General features: G+C 62.5%; 14 protein-coding genes and 1 riboswitch. Of the genes, 13 read left to right on the top strand and 1 reads right to left on the bottom strand.

What is annotated here, in order from left to right:
- Positions 1 to 7 precede the first annotated feature (7 nt).
- From CPH89_RS01655 to CPH89_RS01640, 4 genes are all read left to right on the top strand, one after another.
- Entirely contained in the window at positions 8 to 1,081 is a 1,074-nt protein-coding gene (locus CPH89_RS01655; protein WP_053257358.1) for an AI-2E family transporter, read from the top strand.
- Positions 1,082 to 1,285: 204 nt separating this feature from the next.
- Positions 1,286 to 1,990 (top strand): DnaA regulatory inactivator Hda, encoded by a 705-nt coding sequence (gene hda / locus CPH89_RS01650; protein ID WP_017134884.1) that lies wholly within the window; start codon positions 1,286 to 1,288, stop codon positions 1,988 to 1,990.
- Positions 1,991 to 2,203: 213 nt separating this feature from the next.
- Positions 2,204 to 2,833 (top strand): C40 family peptidase, encoded by a 630-nt coding sequence (locus CPH89_RS01645; RefSeq protein WP_053257357.1) that lies wholly within the window; start codon positions 2,204 to 2,206, stop codon positions 2,831 to 2,833.
- A 144-nt stretch (positions 2,834 to 2,977) separates the two neighbouring features.
- Complete coding sequence (locus CPH89_RS01640) at positions 2,978 to 3,520, top strand: C40 family peptidase (RefSeq protein ID WP_053257356.1); 543 nt, start codon at positions 2,978 to 2,980, stop codon at positions 3,518 to 3,520.
- A 73-nt stretch (positions 3,521 to 3,593) separates the two neighbouring features.
- On the opposite strand, the gene CPH89_RS01635 is transcribed toward CPH89_RS01640, so the two are convergent.
- Positions 3,594 to 4,907, bottom strand: a complete 1,314-nt coding sequence (locus CPH89_RS01635; protein WP_053257355.1) for a PQQ-dependent sugar dehydrogenase — start codon at positions 4,905 to 4,907, stop codon at positions 3,594 to 3,596.
- A 99-nt stretch (positions 4,908 to 5,006) separates the two neighbouring features.
- Positions 5,007 to 5,258, top strand: a riboswitch (cobalamin riboswitch).
- Positions 5,259 to 5,337: 79 nt separating this feature from the next.
- Between CPH89_RS01635 and cobO the strand changes: the two genes are divergently transcribed.
- From cobO to cobC, 9 genes are all read left to right on the top strand, one after another.
- Positions 5,338 to 5,949 carry a cob(I)yrinic acid a,c-diamide adenosyltransferase gene (cobO, locus tag CPH89_RS01630; protein ID WP_053257354.1) on the top strand — a complete coding sequence of 204 codons (612 nt, stop codon included), beginning with the start codon at positions 5,338 to 5,340 and terminating at the stop codon, positions 5,947 to 5,949.
- A complete protein-coding gene (locus CPH89_RS01625; RefSeq protein WP_053257353.1) occupies positions 5,946 to 7,349 on the top strand; it encodes a cobyrinic acid a,c-diamide synthase CobB in 1,404 nt (467 codons plus the stop codon). Before cobO ends, CPH89_RS01625 begins: the two co-directional genes overlap by 4 nt.
- Entirely contained in the window at positions 7,346 to 7,996 is a 651-nt protein-coding gene (gene bluB / locus CPH89_RS01620) for a 5,6-dimethylbenzimidazole synthase (protein WP_053257352.1), read from the top strand. Before CPH89_RS01625 ends, bluB begins: the two co-directional genes overlap by 4 nt.
- Positions 7,993 to 8,901: an adenosylcobinamide-phosphate synthase CbiB gene (gene cbiB, locus CPH89_RS01615; protein ID WP_053257351.1), complete on the top strand. Its 909-nt coding sequence runs from the start codon at positions 7,993 to 7,995 to the stop codon at positions 8,899 to 8,901. Before bluB ends, cbiB begins: the two co-directional genes overlap by 4 nt.
- The gene (gene cobD / locus CPH89_RS01610) at positions 8,894 to 9,883 is read left to right on the top strand and encodes a threonine-phosphate decarboxylase CobD (protein WP_053257350.1); all 990 of its coding nucleotides are present in this window, start codon (positions 8,894 to 8,896) and stop codon (positions 9,881 to 9,883) included. The genes cbiB and cobD overlap by 8 nt, the downstream gene beginning before the upstream one ends.
- Positions 9,880 to 11,331 (top strand): cobyric acid synthase, encoded by a 1,452-nt coding sequence (locus tag CPH89_RS01605; protein ID WP_053257349.1) that lies wholly within the window; start codon positions 9,880 to 9,882, stop codon positions 11,329 to 11,331. Before cobD ends, CPH89_RS01605 begins: the two co-directional genes overlap by 4 nt.
- A 73-nt stretch (positions 11,332 to 11,404) precedes the next feature.
- Positions 11,405 to 11,926: a bifunctional adenosylcobinamide kinase/adenosylcobinamide-phosphate guanylyltransferase gene (gene cobU, locus CPH89_RS01600; RefSeq protein ID WP_053257348.1), complete on the top strand. Its 522-nt coding sequence runs from the start codon at positions 11,405 to 11,407 to the stop codon at positions 11,924 to 11,926.
- The gene (gene cobT, locus CPH89_RS01595; RefSeq protein ID WP_053257347.1) at positions 11,923 to 12,978 is read left to right on the top strand and encodes a nicotinate-nucleotide--dimethylbenzimidazole phosphoribosyltransferase; all 1,056 of its coding nucleotides are present in this window, start codon (positions 11,923 to 11,925) and stop codon (positions 12,976 to 12,978) included. The genes cobU and cobT overlap by 4 nt, the downstream gene beginning before the upstream one ends.
- Complete coding sequence (cobC, locus tag CPH89_RS01590; RefSeq protein WP_053257346.1) at positions 12,975 to 13,550, top strand: alpha-ribazole phosphatase family protein; 576 nt, start codon at positions 12,975 to 12,977, stop codon at positions 13,548 to 13,550. Before cobT ends, cobC begins: the two co-directional genes overlap by 4 nt.

Here is a 13,550-nt window from a genome sequence, read left to right as displayed (position 1 = left end):
GTGGTTTATGGCGGATACGCGTCGTTGGGTGTGGCTTGGCGGGATTGTCCTGCTGTGCGTGTTTGTGTTCTTGCTGCATTCGATTCTGACGCCGTTTCTGGTGGCGTTGCTCCTGGCCTATTTGTTCGATCCCGTGGTCGATCGCCTGGAGAAGGCCGGCCTGTCGCGTACGTTAGGCGTCGTGGCGGTGTTTGCGTTGTTCACGTTGATCATCACCGCGCTGGTACTGGTGTTGGTGCCGATGTTGGCCAAGCAACTGTTTCGCTTGTATGAACTGGCGCCGCAGATGCTCGACTGGTTGCAGCACACGGCGATGCCGTGGGCGCAGGCCAAGCTGGGGCTGGCGGATGGTTTCTGGAAGTTCGACAAGGTCAAGGCGGCGATCAGTGAGCATATGGGGCAGACCACCGATATCGTCGGTGTCGTCCTGAGCCAGGCCACGGCGTCCAGCCTGGCGCTGATCGGCTGGTTGACCAACCTGGTGCTGATTCCGGTGGTAGCGTTCTACCTGCTGCGTGACTGGGACATCATGATGGCCAAAATCCGCAGCCTGCTGCCACGCAACAGTGAAGAGCGCGTTGTGTCGCTGGCGGAGGAGTGCCACGAGGTGCTCGGCGCATTCGTGCGAGGCCAGTTGCTGGTGATGCTGGCCCTGGGGATTATCTACGCCGCCGGCCTGATGGCGATTGGCTTGGAACTGGGCCTGTTGATCGGCTTGATCGCCGGTCTGGCGGCGATCGTACCGTACATGGGTTTCGTGATTGGTATCGGCGCGGCGCTGGTGGCCGGGCTGTTCCAGTTTGGCGGCGACCTCTATCCGATGCTGGGCATTGTTGCGGTGTTCATGGTTGGCCAGGCCCTGGAAGGCATGGTGTTGACGCCGTTGCTGGTCGGGGATCGGATTGGCCTGCACCCGGTTGCGGTGATCTTTGCGATCCTGGCGGGCGGAGAGCTGTTTGGTTTTACTGGCATCCTGCTGGCACTGCCGGTGGCAGCGGTGATCATGGTGCTGGTGCGCCATGTTCATGATCTGTACAAGGATTCGGATGTGTACACCGGGGTTGAAGACCCCGACCTGTAATCGCTTCGTCACAAACCCGGCCTATGCCGGGTTTGTTGTTTATGCAGCCGTGGTGTCAAACAATTTGCGCAAATTGACCCGAGTTAACGCAAACCTTTGATTTTGCTTGTGGTCTGCTGCATTGTGCGCCCGGCGTCACGGGTATAAACTTTGCAAACTTTACACAGAGGCCACTAACGGTTCGTTTGGAGCCGTTCAGTCAGCATGAAACCGATTCAGCTGCCCTTGGGTGTGCGTCTGCGTGACGACGCCACCTTTATCAATTACTACCCAGGCGCCAATGCCGCTGCACTCGGCTATGTCGAGCGGCTCTGCGAAGCCGACGCCGGGTGGACTGAAAGCCTGATCTATCTGTGGGGCAAGCATGGCGTGGGGCGTACCCACCTGTTGCAGGCCGCGTGCCTGCGCTTCGAGCAAATGGGCGAGCCGGCGGTTTACCTGCCATTGGCTGAGTTGATGGACCGTGGCATCGGCATCTTCGACCACCTTGAGCAGTACGAGCTGGTCTGTCTGGACGATCTGCAGGCGATTGCCGGCAAGGCAGATTGGGAAGAAGCGCTGTTTCACCTGTTTAACCGTCTGCGCGACAGCGGGCGACGCCTGTTGATCGCCGCATCCACGTCGCCGCGTGAGCTGCCGGTGAAGCTGGCGGACCTCAAGTCGCGCCTGACCCTGGCGCTGATCTTCCAGATGCGCCCATTGTCTGACGAAGACAAATTGCGCGCCCTGCAGTTACGCGCATCCCGTCGCGGCCTGCACCTGACCGATGAAGTCGGTCACTTTATTCTCACGCGCGGCACCCGCAGCATGAGCGCATTGTTCGATTTGCTGGAACAGCTCGATCAGGCCTCTTTGCAGGCTCAGCGCAAGCTGACCATCCCTTTCCTCAAGGAAACCCTTGGCTGGTAGCCAGCCCTTGTATTTCGCGGCTCTCGGCAAATTTCAGGCGCCAGAAAACCTGCGTTTGGACCGGTTTGGCCACGCAAAAGGCATGTATAGGGTGTTAAGGGCTTAGATGTCGCCGTCGAAACAGGAAGTCACATGGATCACGATTGAATTTGCAAATCGATGTGATAGAGGGCATAGTCTCGACTTCTTTACACATCAGCCACGGTCGTGCCCATGCTAAATCGCTTCGCACCCCTCGTGCCTCTCGCACTCGTTACCCTGTTGTTTGGTTGCGCCACCCACACTCAAAACGTGGCTGAGCAGCAAAAGACCCAACAATACTCCCAGGCAAAATTCGTTGCATCGCAGTCTTCCACGGTTTACCAGGAAGAGCTCGCAACTGAAAAAGAACTGGCCGACTTCTCCGGCAGCAAGCCTTACCAGCTTCCAGTTCTGGCCGACAGCATCCTTGAGCGCGGCATGTCCCTGATCGGTACCCGTTACCGTTTCGGCGGTACCTCTGAAGCCGGTTTCGACTGCAGTGGCTTCATCGGCTACCTGTTTCGCGAAGAAGCCGGCATGAACCTGCCGCGCTCCACGCGTGAAATGATCAACGTGGATGCACCGTTGGTCGCACGCAATAACCTCAAGCCTGGCGATCTGCTTTTCTTTAGTACGGCAGGTCGTGGTCGCGTAAGTCACGCCGGTATCTACTTGGGCGATAACCAGTTTATTCACTCCAGCAGCCGTCGCAGTGGCGGTGTTCGAGTCGACAACCTGGGTGACAGCTACTGGAGCAAAACCTTTATCGAAGCCAAGCGTGCACTCGCCATGGCCCCGACTACGGTTACTGCCAGCAAGTAAAGTTAAAGTGATACTTGAAGTTTGACGTGTAAGCGCTAGAATCTCTGGACATTGTTGTAATCCGTTCGCGCGAGCTTTGCTTGCGCGTTCTGGTTTTCAGCGTTCGGCAGCGAAAGCCGCATCCAGATCAGGATTGTTCTGCCCATGTCGACCTCAGCACGCCTCATTCTTCTTGTTTGTGCCGCGCTCCTCAGCGCCTGTGCAAGCCGTCCACCGCCGCCTGCCCCGGTAGCGGTCAAGCCGAAACCGGTGTTCAACTATTCCAGCCAAAGTTTCTCGCCTGCTGCCGAAGACGTGCTCTTCCGTGCGCTGGGCCTGGTCGGCACGCCTTATCGCTGGGGCGGCAACACGCCGGACTCCGGGTTTGATTGCAGTGGCCTGATCGGCTTCGTTTACCGTGACGCCGCGGGCATCTCCTTGCCGCGTACCACGCGTGAACTGATCGTGATGCGTGCGCAGGATGTCAGCGAGCAGAACCTGCAAACCGGCGACTTGCTGTTCTTTGCGACCGGTGGTGGTTCCCGGGTCAGCCACGCAGGGATCTACGTCGGCGAAGGGCGATTCGTCCATGCTCCGCAAACCGGAGGTACGGTGAAACTGGATACGCTGTCCAAAGCGTATTGGCAAAATGCTTACCTGAGTGCCAAGCGCGTGTTGCCGGCTGAGCATCTGGCCCGCAATCCTTAAGGCTGAACAGTGAATAAAATGCGCGAGAGGGCCAGCCTCTCGCGCATTTTTTTTGCGCTGGTTTTGCGGCCGACTACTTAACCGCCGACACTCGCCACACCTTATTCCCCACGTCATCCGCCACCAGCAAGTCACCCTGCTGATCGATCACCACGCCCACCGGCCGGCCCATGGCTTTCTCGTCACTGTTGAGGAACCCGGTCAGCACATCCACCGGTTGCCCTTTGGGTTGACCACCCTCGAACGGCACGAATATCACCTTGTAGCCACTGTGTGGTTTGCGGTTCCACGAGCCATGCTGGCCGATGAATGCGCCGTTGCTGAATTGCGCCGGGAGTTTGCTGCCTTCTGCGAACGTCAGCCCCAAGGACGCGGTGTGAGGCCCCACGGCATAATCCGGTGCAATCGCCTTGGCGACCAGCTCAGGGTTTTGTGGTGAGACGCGTACGTCTACGTGCTGGCCGTAGTAGCTGAAGGGCCAGCCGTAGAATGCGCCATCCTTGACCGAGGTGATGTAGTCCGGCACCAGGTCGCTGCCAATCTCGTCGCGCTCGTTAACCGCCGTCCACAGCTTGCCGCTCTGCGGTTCCCAGGCCATGCCGTTCGGGTTGCGCAGCCCGGAGGCAAAGATGCGGTGCTGGCCTGTGGCGCGGTCGACTTCCCAGATCGCGGCGCGACCTTGTTCTGCCTCCAGGCCGTTCTCGCCGACGTTGCTGTTGGAGCCGACACTCACGTATAGCTTGCTGCCATCCTTGCTGGCCACCACGTTTTTCGTCCAGTGGTGGTTGAGGCTGCCGCCTGGCAGGTCGACGACCTTGGTGCCCGCTTGCTTGATCGAGGTTGCACCAGGCTGATAAGGGAAGCGCAGCAGCTGGTCCGAATCGGCGACGTAAAGGTCGTTACCCACCAGCGTCATGCCGAACGGTGAGTTGAGGTTCTCCAGGAACACTGTGCGGGTCTCGGCCACGCCGTCGTGGTTGGCATCGCGCAGCAGTGTGATGCGGTTCGGGCTCGGCACGCCTGCGCCTGCACGGCCCATGACTTTTTCCATCACCCAGCCGCGAATGCCCTTGGCGTCATCCGGCTTGGGCGGCGCGTTGGTTTCCGCTACCAGTACATCGCCATTCGGCAACACATACAGCCAGCGTGGGTGGTCCAGGCCTTCGGCAAACGCTGACACCTGAGTGCCGGCGGCGGCGGTTGGCTTGGCGCCATCGGGCCAGCCGATGGCCGGGGCAATGTTCACGGTGGGGATCAGGGTGTTGTTCGGCTCCGGCAGTTTGGGCGAAGGCCCGGTGCCGTCGGAGACCTTCAACGTAGAGCTTTCGCCGCAGGCCGCGAGGGTGCCTGCCAGCATGATCAGTAAGGCGAGTCTGGTTTTATGCATGGTTTTCTCCTTAATACCTGTAAGGGTAGAGGAGCGAGCTGGTCCGATGGTTCAAGTCCAAGGTCGGCTTTAATTGACGCTCCACCCCCAACCCACTAACCTTCGCGGCTTGTTCCAGGTGCTCTGTGGCGGATACGCCGACAGAGTGAAACAGGGAAGCCGGTGAGTGAGCGCACTTGTACACAGTGCTGCCGCGATTCCGGCGCTGCCCCCGCAACGGTAAATGAGTCAAGACGGTGCCTTTTGCCACTGTATCCACGTGATATGGGAAGGCGCGCCGTTGGCCTGCTCGCTCGGTGAGCAAGCGCGCCACTCATGAGTCCGGAGACCGGCCTGGATCATCCAACAGCATCACGGTGGGCGATGCTTGGCTGTCTGTTTTTTCTTTTTCCTGCCCGCCGTTTTTGTCCAGCCCCAACGGAGAGCTGCCATGACTGATTCCCCCGACCGCGACGAGCGCCACCTGGCGCGCATGCTGCGCAAAAAAGCCGTGATCGACGAGCGCATCGCCAATTCCCCGAACGAATGCGGATTGCTGCTGGTACTGACCGGCAACGGTAAAGGCAAGAGCAGTTCGGCATTTGGCATGCTGGCCCGCGCCATGGGCCACGGCATGCAGTGCGGCGTGGTGCAGTTCATCAAGGGGCGCCACAGCACGGGCGAAGAATTGTTCTTCCGGCGTTTCCCAGAGCAAGTGCGTTTCCACGTGATGGGCGAAGGCTTCACCTGGGAAACCCAGGACCGCCAGCGCGACATCGCCGCCGCGGAAGCGGCCTGGGCAGTTTCCCGCGAATTGCTGCAGGACCCGTCCATCGGCCTGGTGGTGCTGGATGAACTGAACATCGCCCTCAAGCACGGTTACCTCGACCTGGATCAAGTGCTCACCGACCTGCAAGCTCGCCCGCCGATGCAGCACGTCGTGGTCACCGGCCGTGGGGCCAAGCCTGAACTGATCGAAATGGGCGACACCGTCACCGAAATGGGCATGCTCAAGCACGCGTTCCAGGCGGGTATCAAGGCACAGAAGGGCGTCGAACTTTGAATCAGCCCCGTCATTGCCCGGCCGTACTGATCGCCGCACCGGCGTCCGGCCAGGGCAAAACCACCGTCACCGCTGCCTTGGCGCGCTTGCACCGCAACCTGGGGCGCAAGGTGCGCGTGTTCAAATGCGGCCCGGACTTTCTCGACCCCATGATTCATGAGCGTGCCAGTGGTGCGCCGGTGTATCAGTTGGACATGTGGATGGTCGGCGAGCAGGAAAGTCGCCGCTTGCTGTGGGAAGCAGCGGGTGAGGCCGACCTGATCCTGATCGAAGGCGTCATGGGCCTGTTCGACGGCACGCCCTCCAGCGCCGACCTGGCGCGGCACTTCGGGGTGCCGGTGCTCGGGGTGATCGACGGCACCGCCATGGCCCAGACGTTCGGCGCCCTGGCCTTGGGCCTGGCGCGCTATCAGCCGGACTTGCCGTTCGCTGGCGTGTTGGCCAACCGCGTCGGCACCCTGCGCCACGCACAGTTACTGGAAGGCAGCCTCACCGAAGGCCTGCGCTGGTACGGCGCGTTGTCTCGCGAAACCGGGATTGAATTGCCCAGCCGCCATCTCGGCCTGGTGCAGGCCAGCGAACTGAATGACCTCGACGTGCGCCTGGACGCCGCCGCCCAAGCCCTGGGCAGCAGTTGTGAAGTTGCGTTGCCGCCGCCGGTGACCTTCGCCGCGCCGCACGTGATCGAGGCCGAACCGTTGCTCGCCGGCGTGCGCATTGCGGTGGCCCGCGACGAGGCCTTTGCCTTCACCTACGGCGCCAGCCTCGACTTGCTGCGGGCGATGGGCGCCGAATTGCGCTTCTTCTCGCCGATCCATGATCGCCAATTGCCCGAAGCCGACAGCGTGTACCTGCCGGGTGGCTACCCGGAACTGCATCATCGGGCATTGTCTGAAAACACCCCGATGCTCGACGCGATTCGCGCCCACCACGCCGCCGGTAAACCGTTGCTCGCCGAATGTGGCGGCATGCTGTACCTGCTGGACTCGCTCACCGATGTCGAGGGTACCCGTGCCGAACTGGTTGGCTTGCTGCAGGGGGACGCGGTGATGCAGAAGAAGCTCGCGGCCCTGGCCCTGCAAAGCGTCGAGTTGCCGGAAGGCGTGCTGCGCGGCCACACCTATCACCACTCCCTGACCAGCACCGAGTGGCAGCCGATTGCCCGCGGCCTGAGCCCCAACGGCGGGCGCGGTGCCGAAGCGGTGTACCGCCAGGGGCGGATGACCGCCTCCTACGTGCACTTTTATTTCCCGTCCAACCCGACGGCGGTGGCCGCATTGTTTGCGCCGGGCCCTGATAACGCTGTCGCAGGCCAGCCAGCGCCGACATCGACCGGGTTCACCGATCACCCTGTGGACGCGGCGGTGCGACGATTCGACGTGCTCGCGAAGAAGCCATGACCGACAACGCCTTCCCTCAAGCCGACCGCGACGCCGTTTACCGTGTCATCGCCGAACGCCGCGACATGCGCCACTTTACCGGCGGCAGCGTCGCCCCCGCTTTGCTGCAGCGCCTGCTCCAGGCTGCCCACCAGGCGCCCAGTGTCGGCTTGATGCAGCCCTGGCGGTTTATCCGTATCAGTGACCGCCGGTTGCGTGGGCAGATTCAACAATTGGTCGAAGAAGAGCGCGTGCGCACCGCCGAGGCATTGGGCGAGCGTTCCGATGCGTTCATGAAGCTCAAGGTCGAAGGCATTCATGACTGCGCTGAGGTGTTGGTGGCAGCGCTGATGGATGATCGCGAGCGGCACATTTTTGGCCGTCGCACCTTGCCGGAAATGGACATGGCATCGTTGTCCTGTGCGATCCAGAATCTCTGGCTGGCCGCCCGCGTCGAAGGCCTTGGCATGGGCTGGGTCTCGCTGTTCGAGCCGCGGGCCCTGGCCGACCTGCTGGGTTTGCCGGCCGGTGCGAAACCCTTGGCGGTGCTATGCCTGGGGCCGGTAGCCGGGTTCTATCCGGCACCGATGTTGCAGCTCGAAGGCTGGGCCGAACCACGGCCGCTGAGTGACATGTTGTATGAGAATGTGTGGGGAGTGAGTCAATGAGTGTGGCCTTGCTGTGTGTCGCTGCCGTAGCGCTGGATGCGCTGTTGGGCGAGCCCAGGCGCTGGCATCCGCTGGTGGCATTCGGCAATTTCGCCGAGCGCATCGAGCAACGTTTCAATACCGGAGGCCGCGGCTGGCGCAGCCATGGCGTGACCGCGTGGGTTATCGCGGTGGTGCCGCTGACCCTGCTGGCCACGGCGTTGTCGTGGGCGCCTTACATCGGTTGGGTGCTGGAGATTTTGGCGCTGTACTGTGTGCTGGGTATGCGCAGCCTCGGCGAGCACGTGATCCCGGTGGCCCAGGCCTTGCGCGGTGATGACCTGGATGAGGCGCGCAAACGCGTGAGCTATTTGGTCAGCCGCCAGACCAGCGAGCTGGACCGCACCGAAGTCGCCCGCGCCGCCACTGAGTCGGTGCTGGAGAACGGCAGCGACGCGGTGTTTGCCGCGCTGTTCTGGTTTGTGGTCGCCGGTGTGCCGGGCGTGGTGTTGTATCGCCTGAGCAATACCCTCGACGCCATGTGGGGCTATCGCAATGAACGCTTTGAGCGTTTCGGCTGGGCGGCGGCCAAGATCGACGATGTACTCAACTACATTCCTGCGCGGCTGGTGGCGTTAACCTACGCCGTGCTCGGCAAAACCCGCCTGGCGCTTAAATGCTGGCGCACCCAGGGCCCCACCTGGGACAGCCCCAACGCTGGCCCGGTGATGGCGGCTGGCGCGGGCGCGCTGGGTGTCGAATTGGGTGGCGCGGCGATTTATCACGGCGAATTGCATCAGCGTCCGCCATTGGGCGAAGGCCCGGCAGCCGATGCCGATTCGATTGAGCGAGGCTGGCAACTGGTGCAGCGCGGCGTATGGTTATGGCTGCTGATCCTCTGCGCGGGGGCGCAATTTTATGCTTGAACATGGTGGTCGCCTGCGTAAAGCAGTGATTCAGTACGGCATCGCCGAGGCCGATTGGCTTGACCTGTCCAGCGGCCTGGCGCCCTGGCCCTGGCCGATCCCCGAAATCCCGTTGCGGGCCTGGGCGCGCTTACCGGAAACCGATGACGGCCTGGAGCAGGCGGCCAGCGAGTATTACGGCGCTGCACAGGTGTTGCCGGTCGCGGGTTCCCAAGCGGCGATCCAATTGCTGCCGCGCTTGCGTCGTTCCGGCAAGGTCGGGGTGTTGTCACCGTGTTATGCCGAGCACGCTGAAGCCTGGCGTCGTGCGGGTTACGTGGTGCGCGAAGTGCAGGAACAGGAAGTCGACTTCTTTCTCGACGGCCTCGACGTGCTGGTCGTGGTTAATCCGAACAACCCCACCGGCCTTAGCCTGAGCCCGCAACGCCTGCTGGACTGGCACGCGCGGCTGGCCCAGCGCGGCGGTTGGCTGGTCGTGGATGAAGCCTTTATGGACGTCACTCCGCAACTGAGCCTGGCCAGTCACACCCACCAAGTCGGCCTGATTGTTTTGCGCTCGTTCGGCAAGTTCTTTGGTTTGGCCGGTGTTCGCCTGGGCTTTGTGTTGGCCGAACGCAAGCTGCTCAAGCTATTCGCCGAACAGCTCGGCCCGTGGGCGGTCAGTGGGCCGACACGGGTGCTCGGCCAAGTCTGCCTGCGCGATATGGCCGGGCACGCCCGCCAGCGTGAGCGCTGTATCGAAGCGGGCCAACGGTTGTTTGACCTGCTTGAGCGCCATGGCTTTCAACCCCACGGTGGCTGCGCGTTGTTCCAGTGGCTGATTACACCGCACGCCGAACGCATGCACGAATTCATGGCCCAGCGCGGCATCCTGCTGCGCCTGTTTGTCCACGACAGCAGCCTGCGCTTTGGTTTGCCCGGCACCGAGGCGCATTGGCTGCGACTCGATGAAGCCCTGGCCGCCTACAAGGCAGCCACATGAGTACGCTGATGGTGCAAGGCACCACCTCCGACGCGGGCAAAAGCACGCTGGTGACCGCACTGTGCCGCTGGCTGATTCGCCAGGGCGTCGCGGTGGTGCCGTTCAAGCCCCAGAACATGGCCCTCAACAGTGCCGTGACTGCCGAGGGCGGCGAGATCGGCCGAGCCCAGGCGGTGCAAGCCCAGGCTGCCAATCTAGCGCCTCATACCGATATGAACCCGGTGCTGCTCAAACCCAACAGTGATACCGGCTCCCAGGTGATCATCCACGGTCGAGCGGTCACCACCATGAATGCCGTGGCCTATCACGACTATAAAGCCATCGCGATGCAAGCCGTGCTGGCCTCCCATGCGCGGTTGAGCGAGGCCTACCCAGTGGTGATGGTGGAAGGTGCGGGTTCCCCGGCGGAAATTAACCTGCGCGCCAATGACATCGCCAACATGGGCTTCGCCGAAGCGGTGGATTGCCCGGTACTGCTGATTGCCGATATCAATCGTGGTGGCGTGTTTGCCCATCTGGTCGGCACGTTGGAGTTGCTTTCGCCCACCGAGCAGGCGCGGGTCAAGGGCTTCATCATCAACCGTTTTCGCGGCGATATCGCCCTGTTGCAGCCCGGCCTGGACTGGCTGGAAGCCCGCACCGGCAAACCGGTGGTGGGCGTTTTGCCCTACGTGATGGACCTGCACCTGGAGGCCGAAGACGGTATCGACGCGCGTCAGATCGACAAGGCGGCGCAGGTATTAAATGTGGTGGTGCCGGTGTTGCCGCGAATCAGCAATCACACCGATTTTGACCCGCTGCGCCTGCATCCTCAGGTAGATCTGCAATTCATCGGGCCGGGCCAGCCGATTCCGGCCGCCGACCTGATTATCCTGCCGGGCTCAAAAAGTGTGCGCAGCGATTTGGCGTACCTGCGCGCCAATGGCTGGGACACTGCCGTGGCTCGGCATTTGCGCTACGGCGGCAAGGTGCTGGGGATCTGCGGCGGGTTGCAGATGCTTGGTGAGCAGGTGCATGACCCGCTTGGGCTGGAAGGGCCGCCTGGGTCAAGCGATGGCTTCGGGTTGCTGGCGTTCAGTACGACGCTTGCCGAAGAGAAACAGTTGCGCAATGTGCGTGGGCGCTTGTTGCTGGAGGACGCAGCGGTCAGTGGCTATGAGATCCACGCGGGCGTGACCTCCGGCCAAGCGCTGTCGAACCCCGCCGTGCTGCTGGAAGACGGCCGCAGTGACGGCGCCCAGAGTGAGGACGGCCAGATCTTCGGCACGTATGTGCATGGTTTGTTCGAGACCCCGGCCGCGTGCACTGCGTTGTTGCGTTGGGCGGGGCTGCAGGATGTGCAGGCGGTGGATTATCACGCGCTGCGTGAGCGCGATATCGAGCGCCTGGCGGACCTGGTGGAGAACCATCTGGACACCGATTTATTGCGCACGTTATGCGGGGTTTAACGGTGTGCCTGTCATCCCAATGTGAGCGCGGGCCTGCAGCAGAATATTCGCCGGCCCGAAGAGGTGGTTTTCCATGTATCAGTTGATCCTCGGCGGCGCCCGCTCCGGCAAGAGTCGTCTCGCTGAACAGCTCGCTGCTGATAGCGCGTTGCCCGTCATCTATATCGCCACCAGCCAACCGCTGGACGGCGAAATGAACGCGCGCGTCGCCCTTCATCGCCAGCGCCGTCCCGATCACTGGGGCCTGATTGAAGAGCCCATCGAACTGGCGCGCGTGCTGCGTGAAAACGCGTCGCCCGATAGCTGCCTGCTGGTGGATTGCCTGACGCTGTGGCTCACCAACCTGCTGATGCTCGAAGACCCGGCACGCCTGGCACTTGAGCGTGATTACCTGCTGGAAACCCTGGCCTTGCTGCCGGGTGAAATTATTTTTGTCAGCAACGAGACCGGTTTGGGTGTCGTGCCGCTGGGCGAATTGACTCGCCGCTATGTGGATGAAGCCGGTTGGCTGCATCAAGCCTTGGCCGAGCGGTGTCAGCGTGTTGTCCTGACGGTTGCCGGCCTGCCCCTGACGTTGAAAGGTACTGCGTTATGACTGACACCTGGTGGCTCAACCCCTGCAAGACCGTCGACGCGTCGGCACACGAACTCGCCCTGGCTCGCCAGCAGCAACTGACTAAACCGGCCGGCTCTCTCGGCCAATTGGAAGCCTTGGCGGTGCAGCTGGCCGGCCTGCAAGGCCAGGTCAAACCGTCGGTGGACTCGCTGTGGATCGCCATTTTTGCCGGCGACCATGGCGTGGTTGCTGAAGGCGTGTCGGCCTTTCCCCAGGAAGTGACCGGGCAAATGCTGCATAACTTTGTGACCGGTGGTGCGGCCATCAGTGTGTTGGCGCGCCAGCTGGATGCGCAGCTCGAAGTGGTCGACCTCGGCACTGTGACGCCGTCGCTGGACTTGCCGGGTGTGCGCCACCTGAACATCGGCGCGGGCACGGCGAATTTCGTCAACGGCCCGGCGATGACCGAGGCCCAGGGCTGCCTGGCGTTGCAAGCCGGGCGAGACAGTGCGCTTCGTGCAGTGCAAAGCGGCGCGCAGCTGTTTATCGGCGGCGAAATGGGGATTGGCAACACCACTGCCGCCAGTGCGTTGGCGTGCGCGTTGCTCGGTTGCAAGGTCAGTGACCTGACAGGCCCGGGCACCGGATTGAATGCCCAGGGCGTCAGCCACAAAGTCGCGGTCATCGAGCGCGCGCTGGCGCTGCATGCCGGGCAGCGTGGCGACGCGCTGCACACCTTGTTCAACCTCGGTGGGTTTGAAATCGCCGCGCTGGTCGGCGCCTACCTGGCCTGTGCCCAGGAAGGCATCGTGGTGCTGGTGGATGGGTTTATCTGCACCGTCGCCGCGTTGGTCGCCACGCGTTTGAACCCGGCGTGCCGCGAATGGCTGGTGTTTGGGCATCGGGGGGCTGAGCCGGGTCATCGGCATGTGCTGCACAGCCTCGACGCCGAACCCCTGCTGGAGCTGGGCCTGCGCCTGGGCGAGGGCAGTGGTGCGGCGTTGGCGGTGCCGTTACTGCGCCTGGCGTGCGCGCTGCACGGACAGATGGCGACGTTCGCAGAAGCGGCCGTGGCAGATCGCCCGGTATGACGTTGCACCTGGACCTGCTGCGTCACGGCGAAACCGAGTTGGGCGGCGGCCTGCGCGGCAGCCTGGACGACGCGTTAACCGCCAAGGGCTGGGAGCAGATGCGCGCCGCCGTGGCCGAGCAGGGGCCGTGGGATCGGCTGATCAGCTCGCCGTTGCAGCGTTGCGCGTTGTTCGCACGTGAGTTGGGCGCCCGCCTCAATGTGCCGGTGAGCCTGGAAACGGCGCTGCAGGAACTGCACTTCGGCGCCTGGGAAGGGCAAAGTGCAGCGGCGTTGATGGAAACTGACGCTGAAGGGTTGGGCTTGTTCTGGGCCGATCCCTATCGTTTCACGCCGCCTGAGGGCGAGCCTGTCAGTGAGTTCTCCGCGCGTGTCCTCGGCGCCGTGTCACGCTTGCATCAGGCGTATGCCGGTGAGCGTGTGTTGTTGATCAGCCACGGTGGCGTGATGCGCCTGCTGCTGGCGCGGGCGCGCGGTTTGCCGCGCGAGCAACTGTTGAACGTCGAGGTCGGTCACGCTGCGCTGTTCAGTCTGCAGGTCGCTGCCGATGGTGTGTTGAAGGAAGGAATCTGA

Source organism: Pseudomonas fluorescens, assembly GCF_900215245.1.
Classification (GTDB): Bacteria; Pseudomonadota; Gammaproteobacteria; order Pseudomonadales; family Pseudomonadaceae; genus Aquipseudomonas; species Aquipseudomonas fluorescens.
The sequence above is the reverse complement of the archived record's forward strand: the minus strand, read 5'-3'. Positions and strand labels throughout refer to the sequence as shown.